Origin of the sequence: Streptomyces sp. NPDC007095, from assembly GCF_040634475.1 — a bacterium.
In the GTDB taxonomy this organism is placed as follows: domain Bacteria; phylum Actinomycetota; class Actinomycetes; order Streptomycetales; family Streptomycetaceae; genus Streptomyces.
This window is the reverse complement of the sequence record NZ_JBEYFS010000091.1, coordinates 1-17,763: the sequence shown is the minus strand read 5'-3', so window position 1 is coordinate 17,763 and position 17,763 is coordinate 1. Positions and strand designations below refer to the sequence as shown.

Below are 17,763 nucleotides of genomic sequence, written 5' to 3'. Positions count from 1 at the left end.
CCTGCGGCGCCAGCGGGCGCCTGACCCACCGAAGCGAAGAGCGCGAAGAAACGCCTCGGCCTTGGGGGCACACTCATCTGCCGGCGGCACCCTTTGACCGAACCCCTGGGGTGGGCTGCGGGTCGACGACGGTGAGGTGGACGCCGCGGTCCGTGGTGGGGCTAGATGGGGCAATGGGCGTTGCCCGCTTCGGCAGGGCACATCATCCGCCGGTAGCCGTCGGCGTCGGCATTCCGTTTCGGCATGAGGCGGTATACGCGGCGCGCAGCGAGGATCGCCTTCTCCGTTCCGGCCTGCTTGCCGAGCTGGTCTGCCGGTAGACGCAGACGGGCTTCAACCCATGGCTCGGACGGGGAACTGCCCGTCCTCGGGCTCGGAGTTGTTGTGGGCGTGGTCGCCGGCAAGGTAGCCGCTGCATCCTGAGCCACGCCGTCTTGGGGTCTGCCCCCTGGATCAGGAGAACATCCTCTCTTGGCCTCGCCCCGCAGCGCAATCTTCGAAGATCCCTCGGCTGCACTGTCGGCATTCCCTTGGCCGCCGTCCCCACATCCCCTGCGTGGCTGGCTGGATCGGCAAGCACCATATGCAGCGCGGCCGGTAGAGACCAGGCCTCCCATCCGAGTCGCTCCGTCGGCTGCCAGCGACACGAGCGAGGCGGGCTGCGGGTAGGCCCAGCCGGAAGATCACGGCACGTACGCTTGTGCACATGGTTGAGCATCGAATGGTTGACGTGAACGGCGTTCGGCTGCACATCGCCGAGCAAGGCGACGGCCCCCTGGTAGTCCTCCTGCACGGCTTCCCCGAGTCATGGCACTCCTGGCACCACCAGTTCGGCCCTCTGGCCGATGCGGGCTTCCGGGTGGTCGCCCCCGACCAGCGCGGATACGGACGCAGCGACCATCCCGACGACGTCGACGCGTACACCATCCTCCACCTGGTCGGCGACGTCGTCGGACTGATCCAGGCCCTGGGCGAGGAGAAGGCGTACGTCGTCGGGCACGACTGGGGCGCGCCGGTCGCCTGGCACACCGCGCTGCTGCGACCGGACATGGTGCTCGGGGTGGCCGGCCTGAGCGTGCCGCCCCCGTTCCGGGGGACGGAGCCTCCGCTGGCCGCCATGGAGAAGAGGTTCGAAGGCCGCTTCTACTGGAACTACTTCAACCGCCCTGGTGTCGCCGACGCCGAGTTCGCCAAGGACACCCGCACCGCGTTGCGAAAGTTCTTCTATTCGGCCTCCGGCGACGCTCCGGGCGCCCGCGAGGGCAAGCAGCCACTGGTCGACCCCGAGCGGGGCTGGCTCGCCACCATGCCGGACCCCGAGGTACTGCCGGAGTGGTTCACCGAGGACGATCTCGACGCGCTCACCGAGAGTTTCTCCACAGGGTTCACCGGGGCCCTCAACTGGTACCGCAACCTCGACCGCAACTGGGAACTGACCGCTCCCTGGCACGGTGCCGTCGTCACCCGGCCCGCCCTGTACATCTACGGCGACCGCGACTTGGTCCCGGCGTTCCCCGGCACTCCCGAACTCATCGAGCGCCTCCCCGACCTCATGCCCAACCTCTGGCACAAGCCCCTCAAACTGACCGGCTGCGGACACTGGACTCAGCAGGAACGCCCGGCCGAGGTGAACGCGGCGCTCATCGAATTCCTGAGGACCTGTGCCTGAGCCCGGCCCGCCGAATCGTCGAGCCGCCAGGCTCTGGCCTGCCTCCTGAAGCGCCTGATACCCCATCAGAACGAGTGTCGCGACCACCGCCCGCTCATCGGCGGTTTACGCCCGAGACCACCTACACACCGAGACGGGTTCTCCCGCTGGGCGTCGCGCCCGCGATGGTGAGGAGACCGGCAGTTTCGGGATGAGGGCCGTTGAGCGCCCAGTCCAGTGGGGACCAGCCTGTGCCGTGATCTTCTCGGAGATTCGGATCGGCGCCGTGCGCCAACAGTTCGCGCACTGTCGCGGTGTGCCCCCAGCATGCGGCTGCGCACAGGGGTGTGCCGTCCGCGCCGAGTCCGCTGCTCTCGGTGTCCGGGGAGGCCCCGGCCGCCAGGAGCAGGCGGGCGATCTCCGCTTCCCCGTTCACGGATGCCTCGTAGAGCGGGGTGATGCCCTCGCTGCCGGCTCGTTCTGGGTCGGCCCCAGCCCTCAGAACCGCCTTCACGCGGGCGGTGTCACCCACCGGAATTGCTTCGAAGAGATGATGGGGGAGCTTCTTCTGCTGTCGCTGGTTCATGAGGGCCGAGGTCAGCGACCGGGCGCGTGGCGGGGCCAGTCATATCCCCTCGTTGATGGCCGCGACCAGCACGGTTGCCGCGCAGCGGACCGCAAGCCTGCCAATCCCCTTGGGAAGGTGGCACGGGTCACGGAAGGATGGTCGCGTCACCAGCGACATGAGGGGAACGGTGGATGAGGCGAAACCGGCTTGGGAAGAGCAAGGTGCAGGTCACGGAACTGGGTTTCGGTGGCGGACCGCTCGGGGGACTCTTCGCGCCGCTGGACGACGAGACCGCCGCGGGAGCCCTTGAGGCTGCCTGGGACAGCGGGATCCGCTACTTCGACACCTCTCCGCATTACGGCATCGGACACTCCGAGCGCCGCACCGGTGGTCTGTTGCGCGGCAAGCCGCGTGAGGAGGTGACACTGTCGACGAAGGTCGGCCGGCTGCTGGTCCCGCAGGACCCGGCGGGCCGGATGGACGAGAGCTTCATGGTGCCCGCCACACACCGTCGAGTGTGGGACTTCACGCGGGACGGTGTTCTGCGCAGTGTGGAGGACTCGCTCGGGCGGACAGGCGTCGACCGAATCGACGTGCTGTTCCTGCACGACGCTGAGAAGCATTTCGAGGATGCGTTGCGCGAAGGCTGTCCGGCCCTCGCCGAACTACGCGCCCAGGGGGTGGTGGGCGCGATCGGTGCGGGGATGTACCACCCCGGCAAACTGACCCGGCTGGTCGAGGAGTCGGACGTCGATGTAGTCATGCTCTCCGGCCGCTACACGCTTCTGGACCAGAGCGCCCTCGACGAACTGCTGCCTGCCTGCACGGACCGGGGGGTCTCGGTACTCGCGGCGTCGATCTTCAACTCCGGGCTGCTCGCCACGGCCCGACCCGCCGAAGGTGCCACCTTCGACTACGCGCCCGCCGCGCCGCGGATGCTGGAGCGCGCGCATCGCATCGCCGATGTCTGCGAAACACACGGTGTGACGCTCCCGGAGCTGGCGATGGCCTTTCCGCTCCGCCACCCAGCCGTCTCGGGCATCGTGGTCGGCATGCGTACCGCCGACGAAGTACGCCGCAACATCTCGGCGTTCGATGCGAAGATCCCAGCTCGGGTCTGGGACGATCTGCGAAGCGAAGGCCTCTTGGACGAGCGGGCACCAGTGCACGTCTGACGATCACCCGAGCCACGATCCGCCGGCCCACCCCCTAGGCTCAGTCCGGCGTGTCTTCCTGGTCCAGCAGTTCGCCGCCGAGCGGCGTGACTTGATGCAGGGCCTCATCGAGCAGGATGTGTCGAAGGCCGATACGGCACGGAAGCTTGGCGTGACGCGTCAGGCCACTCAGAAGACGCCGGCCTGCTGAGGGCGCCGTGCAGTCCATCACGCCCGGAGCCAGAACAGGGATCGCCGTGACGGCGACGGCGCCGTGAAAGACGTAGACGCGCCTGTCGAACCGCGCGGCCACGGCCCGGGAGTTCTTGAGCGCGTTGATGGTGCGTTCCACTTCGTTGCCGCGCTTGTAGATCGCCTTACCGGGGCACCCGGTGGGTCTTCCCCCGCGAGGGCCGTGTGTCTTGCGGCGGGCCCGCCGCCGAGCCGACCAATACGAATGCGTTCCAGGACGGATACGAGCGGGGGCGTCGCCCCGCTCGCCCGGCGTCAGCAGCAGGACCTGCGGGCGGCATCCGCCTTCCCCGACGAGGTGGAATCTTGCAGGTGAGGCCGCCCCGGGAATGTCCCAATCCCTCGTCGGGGCGGTGCTGCCGAGCGTGCGTCCTTCGCTGGCACCCGCGGGCTGACTTGCGCGCTCCCGCAACGTGCTGGTGGGCCCGGCAGGAGGTGGAGTCCACGCCCACCATCACCGTCGACCAGTCGATACGGCCTTCCGCGTCAGCGTTCGCGAGGACGGCCTCGAAGTGCTTGTCCCATGTGCCGTCCGCCGACCAGCGCCGATGCCTCTCGTACGCCGTTCTCCACCCGTAAAGTCCAGCGCGAAACACTGTGGCGGTGTTCTCGTAGCGGGTGGCCAGGCCGCGCCACTGATTCAGGCGGTTGAGCATCGTTCGACGGTGTTCCGCTGCTTGTAGGACTCACAGTTGAAGCCCGGCGGACGACCGCCCCTGCGACCCTTGCGTCCGCGGATGCCGGGCCGCTCAAGGGCCGGCAGCGGCGGCGGCAGCCGATCCCCGCCATCTACGTCACCGAACACCTCACCACCAGCATCGGCACCCACCCGGCAGACAGATCAGCCAATGCCCCGCTCGCGGCCCTCCCAATACGGCTCCCGCAACTTGTACTTCTGGAGCTTTCCGGTCGCCGTACGCGCCAACTCCTCCCGGAACTCCACCGAAGTCGGCGCCTTGAAGCCGGCAAGACGCTCCTTGCAGAACTGGATCAGCTCGTCCTGCGTCACCCGCGCGCCGGGAGCGAGAACCACCAGCGCCTTCACGGTCTCGCCCCACTTCTCGTCAGGCACCCCGATCACCGCGACCTCGGCAACCGCAGGATGGCTGAAGAGCACGTCCTCCACCTCGATCGACGAGACGTTCTCCCCGCCCGTGATGATCACGTCCTTCTTACGGTCACTGATCGTCAGATGGCCGTACTCACCGATAGACCCCCCGTCCCCCGTATGGAACCACCCCCCGGACAACGCTCGCGCACTCTCCTCCGGCTGCTCCCAATACCCTTCCAGAACCACATTCGAGCGCGCGAGAACCTCACCCTCGGCATCCGTCCTGAGTGTCACGCCCAGGGCGGGAGCACCGGCCCGCACCAGCTTCTCCGCCCGCTCCGCAGCGCCGAGGTCGTCCCATTCGGAGCGGGCACGGTTGACGGTCAGCAGCGGCGAGGTCTCGGTCAGGCCGTAGATCTGAATGAACTCCCACCCCAGTTCCGACTCCACACGCGCGACCGTCCGGGTCGGCGGCGGAGCGCCCGCAACGATGATCCGCACCCGATCGCGGCCGGGGATCTCTCCCTCCCAGGACTCGGCGGCCGCCAGTACCGCCCCCACGACCGCAGGCGCCGCGCACATCACCGTCACACCGTGCTCGGCCACCCGGCGCAGGATCTCGGCCCCGTCCACCTTGCGCAGCACGATCTGTCGCACGCCCAGGGCCGACATCGCGAACGGCATGCCCCACCCGTTGGCATGGAACATCGGCAGTGTGTGCAGATACACGTCCCGGTCCGTCACGCCGGCGTGCAACGCGAAGGTGACCGCGTTCACCCAGATGTTGCGATGGGTGATCTGCACCCCCTTGGGACGGGCCGTCGTACCACTGGTGTAGTTGATGGTCGCGGTGGCGTTCTCGTCCGGCTCCCAGACCTGCGGGGCGGTGCCGAAGCGGTACAGCTCGGCGTCGGCGGCGGCCCCGAGCGTGAAACGGTGCCTGCAGCTGACACCGGCCAGACGCTCCGTCAACTCCGGATCGACAAGGAGCACATCTGCCCCCGAGTGACCGACGATGTAGCTCACCTCGTCCGCCGTCAGGCGGAAGTTGACCGGGACCAGCACCCGCCCGTAGCCGCTGACGCCGAAGAACGACGTCAGAAGCCGTGCGCTGTTCGGCGAGACCACCGCCACCCGAGCGCCCAGCGGCACGCCCAGCGCATCCAGCCCGGCAGCCTGAGCTCGCGCCAACTCCCCCACCCGCCCGTACGTCAGTCCCTCCCAGACCTCGGCCGGCTGGTCCGGCTCGTCGACCACACCAGCCCGGTCGGCATACACAGTGACGGCACGGTCCAGGAAATCACGGACCCCGAACGGGACGATCATCACAGCCTCCGAAGCTTGAACGACACAGAGCCTCTATCCCGCCACGCCCTCGAGTATCCCGACAAGCCATCCGACACCTTGCAAGCAACTAGGCACCGCCCGACCTCGCGAGACCCGGCCGACCGCGGTTCTACGGCCGGAAGGTCGCCTTGGCGGTGAAGCCGCAGCGCTCGAAGGTACGTACCGGCGCCCCGGATGTCACGGATCCGGTCCCCGGGCTGGGCGGCGTCGACCGCGGCCTGGATCGTGGGGTAGTTGGGGACCACCAGCTCGTGCGACGCGTTCGCTTCGGCAGACAGCGGCACCAATGGCCAGGCGGTCGCGATGACGGCACACAGGGCCAGACGTGCGGCCGTTCTGATGCATGGGATTGCCATTCCGTGTCCGCTCTCGTGCGGTACTCCATGGGGCCGTGGCATGACCGAGGCCCGCCTGCCGGCTGCGCACGCAACGTATCCACGGTTTGGAGTGCGGGAACTCAGGGACACCTGATCGTGAGCCTGCTTCCCTCTGACGGACGACCGGCAGACCTCGATCGGATCGGAATCATCCATAGCGGCCCAGGCCTGACCCGGCTCAGGTCCGGTCCCCGTTGTGGTCTGCCGCTCTCGTGCGCCGTGACCGGCTCTCCGCAGCCTCCGCTGCCGTTTCTCGATGTCGACGGACCGCTGATCCCGTTCGGCGCGGCGCCCGAGCAATATCCGGCCCATGCCTCTTGCCTTGAACCGTTCGATGGATCGTGTCCCGGCGAGTGGTGCAGTCACTGGTCGAGTTGACAGGGCTTAGCTGAGTCGACCTGCTCGGCGGTGTCGTTCGGTTTGTCGGCGAACGGTTGGGCCATGGAGGCTTCCGATAGGCAGCGGCGGTCAAAGACCTGCCATTCGTCGTGGAGTTCGGCCAGGACCGCAGCGGCGAGCCGGTCCAGGGCCGCCGGGTTGGGGAAGACCTGGACGACGTCGGCTCGGCGCTCGATCTCCCGGTTCAGCCGTTCCAGCTGATTGGTGCTCCAGATCTTCTTCCAGTGCGCCGGCGGGAAGTCCGCGAATGCGGTGATGTCCGTCGCGGACGCCGGCAGCATCGTCTTGACCCTTGTCGATCACGCCGAGGACGTCTCGGACGAAGTGAACCCGGCACCTTCGCCGGGCCGCGCCGAGGAAGACGGTGCCGATCGCGGCGACCAGGCCGCTGTGGCCGTCGGAGATCACCATCTGAACGTTCTCCAGGCCACGGGCTCGTAAGGAGCGCAAAAACCTGGTCCAGAAGGGCTTCGATCCACTGTCGCCGACCATCGGACCGAGGATCTCGGGGTGTCCGGTGGCGGAGATGCCGGTCGCGATGACCACGGCCTGCGAGACGATTCGGTGGTTGACCCGGTCCTTGCAGTAGGTGGCGTCCAGGAAGACGTAGGGGAAGACGGTGTGGTCTAGCAGCCGTTCCTTGAACGCGACCAGCTCCCCGTCGAGGCCGCCACGGATCCGCGAGACCTCCGACTTCGAGATCCCGCTCTCCGCGCCGAGGGCCTTGACTGCATCGCCCCGCTCATTGGTCTGCCGCAGCTGGCCGTGGTGGTCTGGCCAGAACCGTCCGACGTCGATGATCAGGACGAGTGGAACGGACCGCACTGGAAGACCCGCACCCTTGCCGAACGGGCGGCGGGGCGCCCCTTCGTCTGGGTCGACGACGAGGTCACCGACACCGATCGGGCCTGGGGCGCCGCTCACCCCCCGGCGAACGCCCTGCTCCACCGGGTCGATCCCCGCCGGGACTGACCGTTCACGACTATGCGGCTCTCGACTCCTGGCTGAGACGACAGTTGGTCTGACTCCCGGATGGAGCAGGTGAGGTGACGGCTACTGGGTGAATGCTGCCCGGCACGCGTCGATGGACGTCCTTCAAGTACGCGTCCCGCTCCACTCCGTTGGCGCGGTACGCAGGCCGCACGACGGGCAACCACGCCGCATCCGTGCCCTGCCGGCCGGATTGCCGGGAAGTCGGGGCGGCCCCGCGCTGCGGCCTCCCCACCGGACGTGACCCGCATCACGTGCCGCAAGTGCATAGCGAGGTGCTCACCAACGTCTTTCTCCAGGTGTACGAAGCTGGCAAGTGCGGGGACGGTGCGGATGGATCAGGCTCAGGCCGAGAGTTTCGACGGGTTCGTTGCGGCCCGTTGGTCGGCGTTGTTCCACCTCGCCCGTCTGCTCTGCGGAGGTGACCGGCACCGCGCCGAGGACCTGCTCCAGGAGGCCCTGGTCAAGCTCTGGTTCGTCTGGCCGAAGGTCGCGGACGAGGCGCCCGAGGCGTACGTACGCAAGGTCCTGGCACGCGCAGCCGCCCGTTCCGCCCGCCGGCGGTGGTGGGGCGAGCGGCCCGTGGAGCAGTTGCCCGACCTGGCGCAGACCGGGGACGAGTCCGCCGCCGTGGTGGAGCGGTCGCGGCTGGAGGCTGCCCTCGCCCAACTGCCGGCCCGGCAGCGGGCCGCCGTGGTGCTGCGTTACTACCAGGACCTGCCCGAGAAACAGGTCGCGGAAGTACTGGGATGCCCGCTGGGCACCGCCCGGTCCCACGCGTCACGCGGTGTGGCGCGACTGCGTCAGATCCTGGGCGATGTCATCGAGCCGGTGGGGTGAAGGGAAGCATGGATCACTTCGAGCTGGAGCTGGCGCGGATGATGCGCGACGCCCAGGAGTACACCCCTTTTGAGCCCGCACACCAGGACCGGCTCAGGACGGGAGTGCTCGTGCGCCGCCGGGTCCGCGCGGCGCAGAAGGCCGTGGGCTCCGTACTGGTGGCCGCCGGGCTCGGCCTCGGTCTGTTCCTGCTGCCGCACGCACCGGACCGCGACCAGCCCCAGGCCCCTGTGCCGCGGCCCTCAACCGGCCTCTCCTCCCTCACCATCACGCCGTCCCCGACCCGACCCTCCAGCGGAAGCTCCACCGAGTCGGCCCCCACCACGCCCACGGCACCTGTCACGACAGGGAGCTCGACGGAGAGTTCGAACTCGGTAGCCACGGCTCCCTCCGGGACCGCTACCGCCAGTCCACCGGCCACCATCCCGGCCACGCCGAGCGGGAACATCACGCCGTCGTCGCCACCGACTACGACACTCCAGCCCTCCTCGTTCATCAGCGCGACCGTCACCGGTTAGCCACGCTCGCTCGCCGCCGAACCGCACCACCGTCCTGCCCACTCCCCCACTGAACTTCCGCACCGCGCCCTATTTCCTCATTGCTACTCCGCTATCCCTACTCCCTCATCGCAGCTCCGCCGTGAGCACCTCCGGCATGCCCTGCGACAGCACAGAAACCTGGATGAACCATGACCAAGACCGTTCGGTCCGCTCCGACGAACCTTGCGACGGGACTGCCCATGGACCGACTGCCGCTCCGGCTGCCGCTGCCGGCGGACCACCCGGAACCCGTACTGGACGTGGTCGTCCCCGTGTTCAACGAGGAGACGGATCTGGAGCCGAGTGTGCGGCGGCTGCACGCGCACCTGCGCGAGACGTTCCCGTACCCGTTCCGCATCACCGTCGCCGACAACGCCAGCACCGACGACACCCCGCGGATCGCGGCCCGGCTGGCCGCCGAACTGCCGGAGGCCGAGTGGATACGGCTGGTCGAGAAGGGGCGCGGCCGAGCCCTGCGCGTCGCCTGGTCGCGCTCGCGCGCCCCGGTGCTGGCCTACCTGGACGTGGACCTGTCCACCGAACTGAACGCGCTGCTCCCGCTGGTCGCCCCGTTGATCTCCGGCCACTCCGACATAGCCATCGGCACCCGCCTGGCCCGCGGTTCCCGGGTGATACGGGGTCCCAAACGGGAGATCATCTCCCGTTGCTACAACGTCCTGCTGCGTTCCACCCTCGCCGTCGGCTTCTCCGACGCGCAGTGCGGCTTCAAAGCGGTCCGGCGTGACGTCGCCGAGCGGCTGCTGCCCCTGGTGGAGGACTCGGAGTGGTTCTTCGACACCGAGCTGCTGGTGATCGCCGAGCGGGCCGGGCTACGCATCCACGAGGTGCCCGTCGACTGGGTGGACGACCCCGACAGCCGGGTCGATCTGGTCTCGACGGCTGTGGCCGACCTGCGCGGCATCGTCAGGATCGGCAGGTCGCTCGCCCGCGGCACGCTCCCGACGGCAGGGCTGCGGCGCGCCACCGGAGGTGATCCACCGGGCCCACTGGCCGCCCAGTTGCTGCGCTTCGGTGCCGTCGGCGTGGTGAGCACGGTCGGGTACGTCCTCCTCTACTCGGCCCTGCGCCCGGTGGCGGGGCCGCAGGGCGCCAACGCGTGGGCGCTGCTGGTCTGCGCCGTCGCGAACACGGCCGCGAACCGGCGCCTCACCTTCGGGCTGCGCGGGCGGGGAGGCGCGCTGCGCCAGCAGGTCAAGGGCCTTGCTGTCTTCGGCCTCGGCCTGGCGCTCACCAGCGGCTCGCTCGCCGCGCTGCACCGCTGGGTGCCGGGGCCCGCGCGGCCCACGGAAGTCGCGGTGCTCGTCGTCGCCAATCTGGTCGCGACACTGCTGCGCTTTCTGCTCCTGCGGGCCTGGGTGTTCACCGCCGCCCCCCGAGGCAACGGAACAGGAGCCGAGTCCCGATGAACGAGCCGAGCCTCGCGAACGCTCCGTCGTACGAGAGCAACGGGCCCCACACAGAAGGCCGTTCGCCCGCCACGGAACCCTCGTACGACACCGGCTCGCCCCCCGCCCCCTCTCCCTCCCTCACCTCCCTCGCCTCCGCCGCCCGCCAACGGTGGGCGCGACTGTGCCGGGCGGCCGAGCACCACGGTCCGATGCTCGCGCTGTACGGTGCGCTGAAGCTCATCGGCTTCTGCGTCTTCATGTACCTGCTGGACTCCTCCGGAGACTTCCGCAAGAAGCACCCCCGCTTCGGCGGCGGCGCCCACGCCTGGGACGTCCTGGCCACGTGGGACGGCTGGTGGTACCAGCAGATCGCCGCGCACGGCTACCACCCCGCGCTCGTCCCGGTACCCGGTGCGGGCGGCCTGATCACCATCGAGGGCAACTCCGCGGCGTTCTTCCCGCTGTACCCGGCCCTGATGCGGGTGGTCTCCTCCTGCACCGGCCTGGGTCTGTTCGGCGCCGGCCTGCTGGTCTCGGTCACCGCCTCGTTCGTCGCGGCCCTGGCGATCCACGCCGTCACCGCACGGATCGGCGGTCGGCGGGCCGGGCTGGCCGCAGCCGGCCTCTGGGCGGTGTGGCCCGGATCCGGCATGGAGTGGTCGGGCTACTCGGAGTCCCTCTACGTCGCCCTCGCAGCCTGGGCCTGTTACGCCGTCATGCGCCACCGCTGGCTCGCCGCCGGCATCCTGACCTGCGCCACGGGTCTCACTCGTCCGACGGCCACCGCGCTGATCGCGGCGCTCACCGTCGCGGCGCTGCTGGCCATACACCGGCAACGGCGGGAGGTCCGCCGCTGGGGAGACGCCCCCGGCCCGGACGGTAAGAGGCATCGGTCCACGGTTCTGCGCCCGCTGGTCGCCGTGGCGATCGCCCCCCTCGGCCTGTTCGGCTACCTCGGCTGGGTGGGACACCGGATGGGCGACTACAGCGGGTACTTCAAGCTCCAGGAAGGCGCCTGGGCCCACACGTTCGACTACGGCAAACACACCCTCGACGTGTTCACGTCCCTCCCGGTGGGCCACTTCGACTACCTCTTCGCCTACCCCTACGAAGACCTCATCGGTGTCGGCACGGTCCTGCTGGCCCTGATCCTCCTGCCCCTGCTGCTCCGGCTCCGGCCGCCCGCGGTCCTGGTCGTCCACACCCTCCTGACGATCGCGCTCGTCCTGGGAAGCCAGCAGATCTTCGGCAACATCTCCCGCTACCTTCTCCCGGCCTTCCCCCTGTTCATCCCGTGCGCCGTCGCCATGCGCCGGCTCAGCACGCCGGTGCTGTGCACCGTCCTCGCAATCGCCGCGCTCGCCTCCGGCTCATACGCGGGGTACGCCTTGTTCGAACTCGGCGTTCCGTAAACGCCACCGGTGTTCAGCGTTCCTGATGCCCCTGTTCTGGTTCCGGTGGCGCGAGCGCGGCGCGGCGGTCGTGCAGGAAGTCGTAGGGGTACTCGCGGCGGACCCGGGTGGCGGCGTCGAGCCGTTCGAGCTGCTTGCCGTCGAGGCGTACGGCGAGTGCGCCGAGGTTGTCGTGCAACGGGCGACGGTGCGCGTGCCGAGCACCGGCAGGAGCCCTTGGCGCAGCACCCAGGCGAGGGGGACCCGCGCGGGCGTCAGACCATGGCCTGGGAGCGGGCGATCACCCGGGCCGGGGTGTTGCTCACCCCGACGGCCAGCACCTTCCGCGAGCGCGTCGGGCCTGCCGTAGGCGGCGGTCACCGCCTCGCGCACCGCGACGTGCTGGCTGATCCGGGTGTCCGGTCCCGACGGGACGAGGTGCCAGCGCGGTTGCGGGGTCAGACCGAGGTCGCGGGGGACGCAGCGTCGTCTCCTCCCTGCACGCGCACTTGGTCTTCACCCCGAAGTACCGGCGTGGTCCGTTCACCGACGAGATCCTCACGCGCTGCGAGGAGATCATGCGGGACGTGTGCGCGGATTTCGGCGCTGAGCTCCACGAGTTCAACGGCGCGAAGGGCCATGTGCACCTGCTGGTCCACTGCCCGCCCAAGATCGCTCTGTCCCGGCTGGTCGGCTCACTCAAAGGCGTCTCCGCACGCCGCTTGCGCCAGGAATTCCCCGACCACATCCGCCGCTACCTGTGGGGCGGCGATTTCTGGTCCCCGTCCTACTTCGCCGCCTCGGCAGGCGGCCCAGCCCTCACGGTCATCGAGGAATACATCGAGAACCGGAAACGTCCCGGGTGAACCATCAGCGGCTCCGCCGCCACGACACGGCGGCGCTCCACGCCGCCCCACCAAGGGTGCGATTGCTCCCGGGCGTAAACGCCCGGGGTTCCTCGCAAGAAACAAGCCGAAGAAGAACCGACCGGAACGCCGGCGACAACCGGCGAAGGGCGCCGTCAGGTGCGCCTGATGACCAGCACGGCCACGTCGTCGAGGTGGTCCACCGCGACCGCGGCGTCGAGGATTCGGTCAGCGATCGCCTCGGCGTTCAGCCCGTCGTGGAGGGCTTGGGCGGCCAGTGTTCCGGTCCGCTCCAGGCCTGCGTCCAGCGTCAGGCCCGGCCCTTCGACCACACCGTCGGTGACCATGACCAGAGCGGTGCCCTCCTCCAGGGTGAAGGTCTCCTCGAGGTAGTCGGTGCCTGACAGGACTCCCAGCACCGGACCGCCCGGCAGCTCGCGGATGTCGCTGCTGCCGTCCTCGCGTAGGCAGAGCAACGGCACATGACCCGCGCTGGTGCCGGTGACCTGCCCTTCGCGTGGACCGACGTACAGCATGGTGCAGCTGGCGAATCGTGCCGCGTTCATGGTGACGAGCAGTTCGTTGGTGCGCGTCAGCACGGTTGCCGGCGCCGGTTCGTGTGGGGCGATCGCGCGGATGGAGGTGCGTACCTGTCCCATGAAGGCAGCGGCATCCACGTCGTGCCCTTGGCTGTCGCCGATCTCCAGGGCCACCGCACCGCCGGGCATCACGAAGGCGTCGTACCAGTCCCCGCCGATGTCGAGCCCGTCGCGGCTGGGCCGGTAGCGAGCGGCGACCTCCAGGCCCGGGAGATGATCGGGCAGCGTGGGCAGCATGCTCTGCTGGAGTGCCGCGGCCAGCTCGACGCGGGCCTGCTGCAATCGGATGCGCCTGAGTGCCTGGCCTGCCAGGTCGGCCAGAGTACTCATGAGGGCACGTTCGTCCGGGGATGAGTGGTGCTCGTGGTCGTAGGTCACCGCCCAGGCCCCGAGCGGCTGGTCGCCGACCGGACTGAGGGGGGCGATCGATATGGCGGTGAAGGAGCCAAGCCGCAGAACACTGGCTGCCTGCGGCCACTCGCGTATGAGTTCCTCGCGGTTGGAGATGAACTGCGGCGTGCCGGTTCGGATCGCACAGGTCAGCGGTTGCGGTTCAGCCAGAGACAGGCCTTCCATGGCGTCGATCTGCCGCGGGTCGACCCTGGCATCGGAGGAGGCGTGCAGGAGCCCCGTTTCATTGTCGAGGAGGGTGAGCATGGCGCCCGTGCCGCCGAAAGTCGCGGCGACCCGTGTCAGGACGACCTGCTGCAGTTCCTGCTCGGTGGCGGCGCGGATCAGGGCGGCGGAGAAGGCGGCGATCTCGTCGGCACGCTGCCGCTCGGCAGCCAGCGTGGCCAGCGCTTTCTGTCGGCCCTCCTCGAGCAGGGTGTCGTCGCGGATCACCCCGAAGACCTGTTCAGGGCCGCCATAGCCCAGCTGGATCCGACGGATCTGGCAGGCGATGTGGTCCCACCTATCGTTCTCGGTACGGAACCGCAGGCTGATCCAGGGGGACTGGGCTGCGGTCGAGCGCACGAGCCGTCTCAGGGTCTCCCGGTCGCCTGGGTGGACTCTCCGGACCACTCTGGCCAAGGACGTCGAGGCATGCGGGAACAGCGAGGCCAGTGCGGGTGCGCCACCCAGCCAGTCCAGCCGGTGCATCCGGGGTGCGTACATCCACAGGCCGAGGTCCGCGGCTGCGGCCGCCAGCCGGAACGGGATCAGCAGCCCGCCCGGGTCATTTCGCGCGTCCACCGAGTGCACCCACACCAGCCGCTCGCGACTTGCGGGATCCTTCACTGGCCGGGCCTCGATGAGGCTGACCACGGACGCTCTGTCCGGTCCGGAGAACTCCAGCACACGCATCGCGACCGTCTTCGTCGTGGCCCCGTGTATCAGCAGGCTCTCGGCCGAGGCTCGCTGGGTTTCGGGCAGCAAGCCGACAAAGTCGTAACCTACGCACTGCTTCGCCTGCCTGCCCAGCGTCGCGGCCATCGGGGCGTTGAGGGAGTGGATGGTGCCCTCTGGCGTCAGAAGAGCCGATGGGGTGGCCCAGCGAAGGAATTCGTCCCAGGTGTCCATCTGCCGCTCCCTGACAATCCTTGAGCAATGACGCAAACGATTCTTTTCCATCGTATTGCGGCCTTTTCGCCGAGCCGGCCGGCGTGGCAGGCAGCCCCTGCCGCGCTCACGTAGGACGCTCGGCACCGTTCCGGCGCTCTGCAGACACCCCTGTCGGCTGCTCTGCCCAGACGGTCTTTCCCTGGTTTTGATAGCGGGTGCCCCACTGTTCCGCGACGCTCGCGATGATGAACAGCCCTCGGCCTGTCTCGTCGATGGTGCGGGCATGTTTCACCTGCGGAGCGCTGGTCGCGGTGTCGCTGACCTCGCAGGTGAGCTTCCGCTCGAGGACGAGGCGAAGTTGCAGGGGCGGGGCGCCGTAGCGGACAGCGTTGCCGACGAGCTCACTGACGATGAGCTCGGTGGTGAACGCCGTATCCTCGTCTATGCCCCAGGCTTCCAGTTGGCGGCGGGCCGCTGCGCGGGCGATCGGGGCGGCCTCGGGGTCCGCAGGCAGGGCGCGGGTCAGTATCCGATCCTGGGGAAGCGCCTTCGTGCGGGCGAGCAGCATCTGTGTCTCGCCGGTCGGGTGGTCGTCTGCGAGCGCGTGCGCGATGTCGTCGCACAGGTCCGGCAGGCGCCTTGTGCCGGCGCCGTCCAGGAGCGGGCGCAGCGGACCGGATGGCGCCAGGACCGCGTCCGCGATCGCGGCCGTGCCCATCGCCAGAGTGCTTCCTTCGGGGAGGTCGACGGTGGTCGCGGGGAATGGGGCGTTTCCTGTTTCGGCGAGTTGGGGGCCTGGTGGAACGGACAAGCTCGCCGAGGTGCCGTCGGGAAGGACCGCAACCGGCTTGGGGAGGCCGGCGCGGGCGATGGTGCAGGTGAGATCGACCGGGTCGTAGATCGCGATGATGCAGCTGGCGGTGAACGGCTCGCGGTTGAGGGGATCCATGGGAGGAAGCGTTGCGCGCGCGGCCACGAGACGGGCTGTGGTGTCGCTGAGGCGGGCCAGCAACTCGTCGGGCTGCAGGTCCAAGGCGGCGAGAGTATGGACGGCCGTCCGTAGGAGTCCCATCGTGATGGCTGCGGTGATGCCTTGCCCTGCCACGTCGCCAACTATCAGCGCGGTCCGTGCACCGGGCAGCGCGATCGCGTCGGACCACGCGCCGCCGCCCTCCGGAGCGGGAAGGTGCAGTTGGGAGATCTCCACGGTGGCATGTGTGGCTGGTTGGTGCGGGAGAAGTCTGCGCTGGACGGTTCGCGCGATGATCCACTCGCGCATGAACTGACGGGCGTTGTCGATGCAGAGCGCGGCATGGGCGCACACGGCGGACGCCAGCGCGACGTCCTCCTCTTCGAAGGGGTCTTCTTGCTGGTGGCGGTAGAAGTTGACCACGCCCAGGGCATGACCGCGCAACGCCAGCGGTGCCACGATCAGGGAGTGGGCACCGGATCGCCTGATGACGTCGCCTCGGGCCGGGTCGGCGGCCAGCCACGAGCTGCCCTCCTCGATCGCCACGAGACGCGGCCGAAGGTCGGACAGCACGTCCGAGAAGGGGGTGCCGACCGGCAGGGGACGTACGGCTCCGAGCGGGTGACCCACGATTCGGCCTTGGAATGCTGCTCGGCGCAGTGGAACGTCCCGGTGGACGGGTACCAGGGGAGGGTCCTCTCCGCGGACGACGTCTTCGATCACGTCGACGTCGGCGATGCCGGCGAAGGCGGGCACTACCGCCTCCACCAGCTCCCGGCAGACATCCATCACGTTCAGCCGGTGCCCCACTCGTGTGCGGACCGTGTCCAGGAGGGCCAGGCGGTTCTGTGCGTTCTCTCGCTCGGTGATGTCGACCGTGAATGCCACCAGTCCGACCACATTGCCGTGAGATTCCTCCACTCGGAAGTAGGAGACGGAGTGGATACGGCGCGCGGGCCGGCCTGGTGCCTTGATGCGCTGGACGATCCGGTTCACGACCGGTTCTCCGGTCTCCAGGACCCTTTGCGCCACGGCGGTTTCCTCCTCGGGGTCTGCGAGTTCACACGCCTCGGTGAAGTGCTTGCCCAGCAGGTGTCTCACTGGCGTGTCGTGCATCCCGCCGGTGGCGCCGCTCATGCGGACCACTCGCAGCTGATTGTCGAGGACGTGCAGTCCCACCGGGGAATGGGTGAACACGGCCTTCAAGATCGCCGGATCCTGCCCCGACATGGTGTCCCCCGCTGTGCGCATCTGCCACACCACGGAGGTACCTCGCAATACCGGCTTGACCAGTACCGCGGTCGCATCCGAGAACTTTTTCCCCCGCCATTCGCCGTCAGCGGCGAACTCACGCATGAGTGCGGTCACGGACCGGCCGACGGCCTCTTCGGCGGACCAACCGAACAGCTCCTCGGCCGGACGCCCCCACTCGATCACCCGGCCACTCTCATCGACGAGTACGAGCACGTCACCGCTGGGCATTCGAAAACACCTCCGCCCTCATCGTTACGCCGATCGGCCCAGCCCGCCTCTCACCATGGCTGCCCAGGGTCCGTCCGCAAAGATCGTGCAGTTGGACCCGACAGCCTGCACGTCTTGACGGCCGCAGCCGTTCCCACTCGGCAGGTCAAGTGCGAGCTCTCCTCCCGGGGGGCGTCTGCCGCCTACGGCAATGCCTCCAGCAGCCGCTCCGCCAGGACCTCAGCCGAAACGCGGTTGCCGGACCGACGGTGGTGTTCTCATCGTTGGTGAAGGCCGTGATCCACTAGGCCCTGTCGTCAAATTCCCGTCTGCCCTGCGACGCCATGCACGCACTCTCACCGCACCAGGCACAGATCCAAGTACGTCCAGTACGAGGGC

11 protein-coding genes and 5 pseudogenes are annotated in these 17,763 nt (G+C 68.8%); 8 read left to right on the top strand and 8 right to left on the bottom strand.

Going from position 1 to position 17,763, the window contains the following annotated elements:
- The first annotated feature begins 706 nt into the window (after window positions 1-706).
- Window positions 707-1,669, top strand: coding sequence for an alpha/beta hydrolase (locus ABZ656_RS28310; protein WP_101403145.1), 963 nt, complete (start codon window positions 707-709; stop codon window positions 1,667-1,669).
- A 121-nt stretch (window positions 1,670-1,790) separates the two neighbouring features.
- On the opposite strand, the gene ABZ656_RS28305 is transcribed toward ABZ656_RS28310, so the two are convergent.
- Complete coding sequence (locus ABZ656_RS28305) at window positions 1,791-2,234, bottom strand: ankyrin repeat domain-containing protein (RefSeq protein WP_360271268.1); 444 nt, start codon at window positions 2,232-2,234, stop codon at window positions 1,791-1,793.
- Between the two features lie 173 nt (window positions 2,235-2,407).
- Here ABZ656_RS28305 and ABZ656_RS28300 point away from each other — a divergent pair, with 173 nt between their 5' ends.
- Window positions 2,408-3,391 (top strand): aldo/keto reductase, encoded by a 984-nt coding sequence (locus tag ABZ656_RS28300; protein ID WP_101403143.1) that lies wholly within the window; start codon window positions 2,408-2,410, stop codon window positions 3,389-3,391.
- A 244-nt stretch (window positions 3,392-3,635) separates the two neighbouring features.
- On the opposite strand, the pseudogene ABZ656_RS28295 reads toward ABZ656_RS28300, so the two are convergent.
- The 4 genes and pseudogenes from ABZ656_RS28295 to ABZ656_RS28280 form a co-directional block, all read right to left on the bottom strand.
- Window positions 3,636-4,194, bottom strand: a pseudogene (locus ABZ656_RS28295) (IS5/IS1182 family transposase); the annotation flags it as partial.
- 45 nt (window positions 4,195-4,239) lie between these two features.
- Window positions 4,240-4,352 (bottom strand): annotated as a pseudogene (locus ABZ656_RS28290) (IS5/IS1182 family transposase); the annotation flags it as partial.
- 111 nt (window positions 4,353-4,463) lie between these two features.
- Window positions 4,464-5,999, bottom strand: a complete 1,536-nt coding sequence (locus ABZ656_RS28285) for an AMP-binding protein (protein ID WP_101403141.1) — start codon at window positions 5,997-5,999, stop codon at window positions 4,464-4,466.
- A 760-nt stretch (window positions 6,000-6,759) separates the two neighbouring features.
- A pseudogene (locus ABZ656_RS28280) lies at window positions 6,760-7,531 on the bottom strand (transposase); the annotation flags it as partial.
- On the opposite strand from ABZ656_RS28280, the pseudogene ABZ656_RS28275 reads away from it, so the two are divergent.
- From ABZ656_RS28275 to ABZ656_RS28255, 5 genes and pseudogenes are all read left to right on the top strand, one after another.
- Window positions 7,523-7,821 (top strand): annotated as a pseudogene (locus ABZ656_RS28275) (hypothetical protein); the annotation flags it as partial. The pseudogenes ABZ656_RS28280 and ABZ656_RS28275 sit on opposite strands and share 9 nt — an antisense overlap.
- Window positions 7,822-8,119: 298 nt before the next feature.
- Window positions 8,120-8,626, top strand: a complete 507-nt coding sequence (locus ABZ656_RS28270; RefSeq protein WP_101403140.1) for a SigE family RNA polymerase sigma factor — start codon at window positions 8,120-8,122, stop codon at window positions 8,624-8,626.
- An 8-nt stretch (window positions 8,627-8,634) separates the two neighbouring features.
- Window positions 8,635-9,144, top strand: coding sequence for a hypothetical protein (locus ABZ656_RS28265; protein WP_360271265.1), 510 nt, complete (start codon window positions 8,635-8,637; stop codon window positions 9,142-9,144).
- A gap of 221 nt (window positions 9,145-9,365) precedes the next feature.
- Window positions 9,366-10,592, top strand: a complete 1,227-nt coding sequence (locus ABZ656_RS28260) for a bifunctional glycosyltransferase family 2/GtrA family protein (protein ID WP_101404089.1) — start codon at window positions 9,366-9,368, stop codon at window positions 10,590-10,592.
- A gap of 191 nt (window positions 10,593-10,783) precedes the next feature.
- Entirely contained in the window at window positions 10,784-11,986 is a 1,203-nt protein-coding gene (locus tag ABZ656_RS28255; RefSeq protein WP_101404088.1) for a hypothetical protein, read from the top strand.
- Window positions 11,987-11,999: 13 nt separating this feature from the next.
- Here the strand turns inward: ABZ656_RS28255 and ABZ656_RS28250 are convergent, their stop codons facing one another.
- The gene (locus tag ABZ656_RS28250; RefSeq protein WP_180362285.1) at window positions 12,000-12,164 is read right to left on the bottom strand and encodes a hypothetical protein; all 165 of its coding nucleotides are present in this window, start codon (window positions 12,162-12,164) and stop codon (window positions 12,000-12,002) included.
- A 250-nt stretch (window positions 12,165-12,414) separates the two neighbouring features.
- Between ABZ656_RS28250 and tnpA the strand changes: the two are divergent.
- Window positions 12,415-12,831: pseudogene (tnpA, locus tag ABZ656_RS28245) on the top strand (IS200/IS605 family transposase); the annotation flags it as partial.
- A 155-nt stretch (window positions 12,832-12,986) separates the two neighbouring features.
- On the opposite strand, the gene ABZ656_RS28240 reads toward tnpA, so the two are convergent.
- Window positions 12,987-14,951, bottom strand: a complete 1,965-nt coding sequence (locus ABZ656_RS28240) for a GAF domain-containing SpoIIE family protein phosphatase (RefSeq protein WP_180362284.1) — start codon at window positions 14,949-14,951, stop codon at window positions 12,987-12,989.
- 106 nt (window positions 14,952-15,057) lie between these two features.
- Window positions 15,058-17,385 (bottom strand): SpoIIE family protein phosphatase, encoded by a 2,328-nt coding sequence (locus tag ABZ656_RS28235; protein ID WP_360271262.1) that lies wholly within the window; start codon window positions 17,383-17,385, stop codon window positions 15,058-15,060.
- Between the last annotated feature and the right edge of the window lie 378 nt (window positions 17,386-17,763).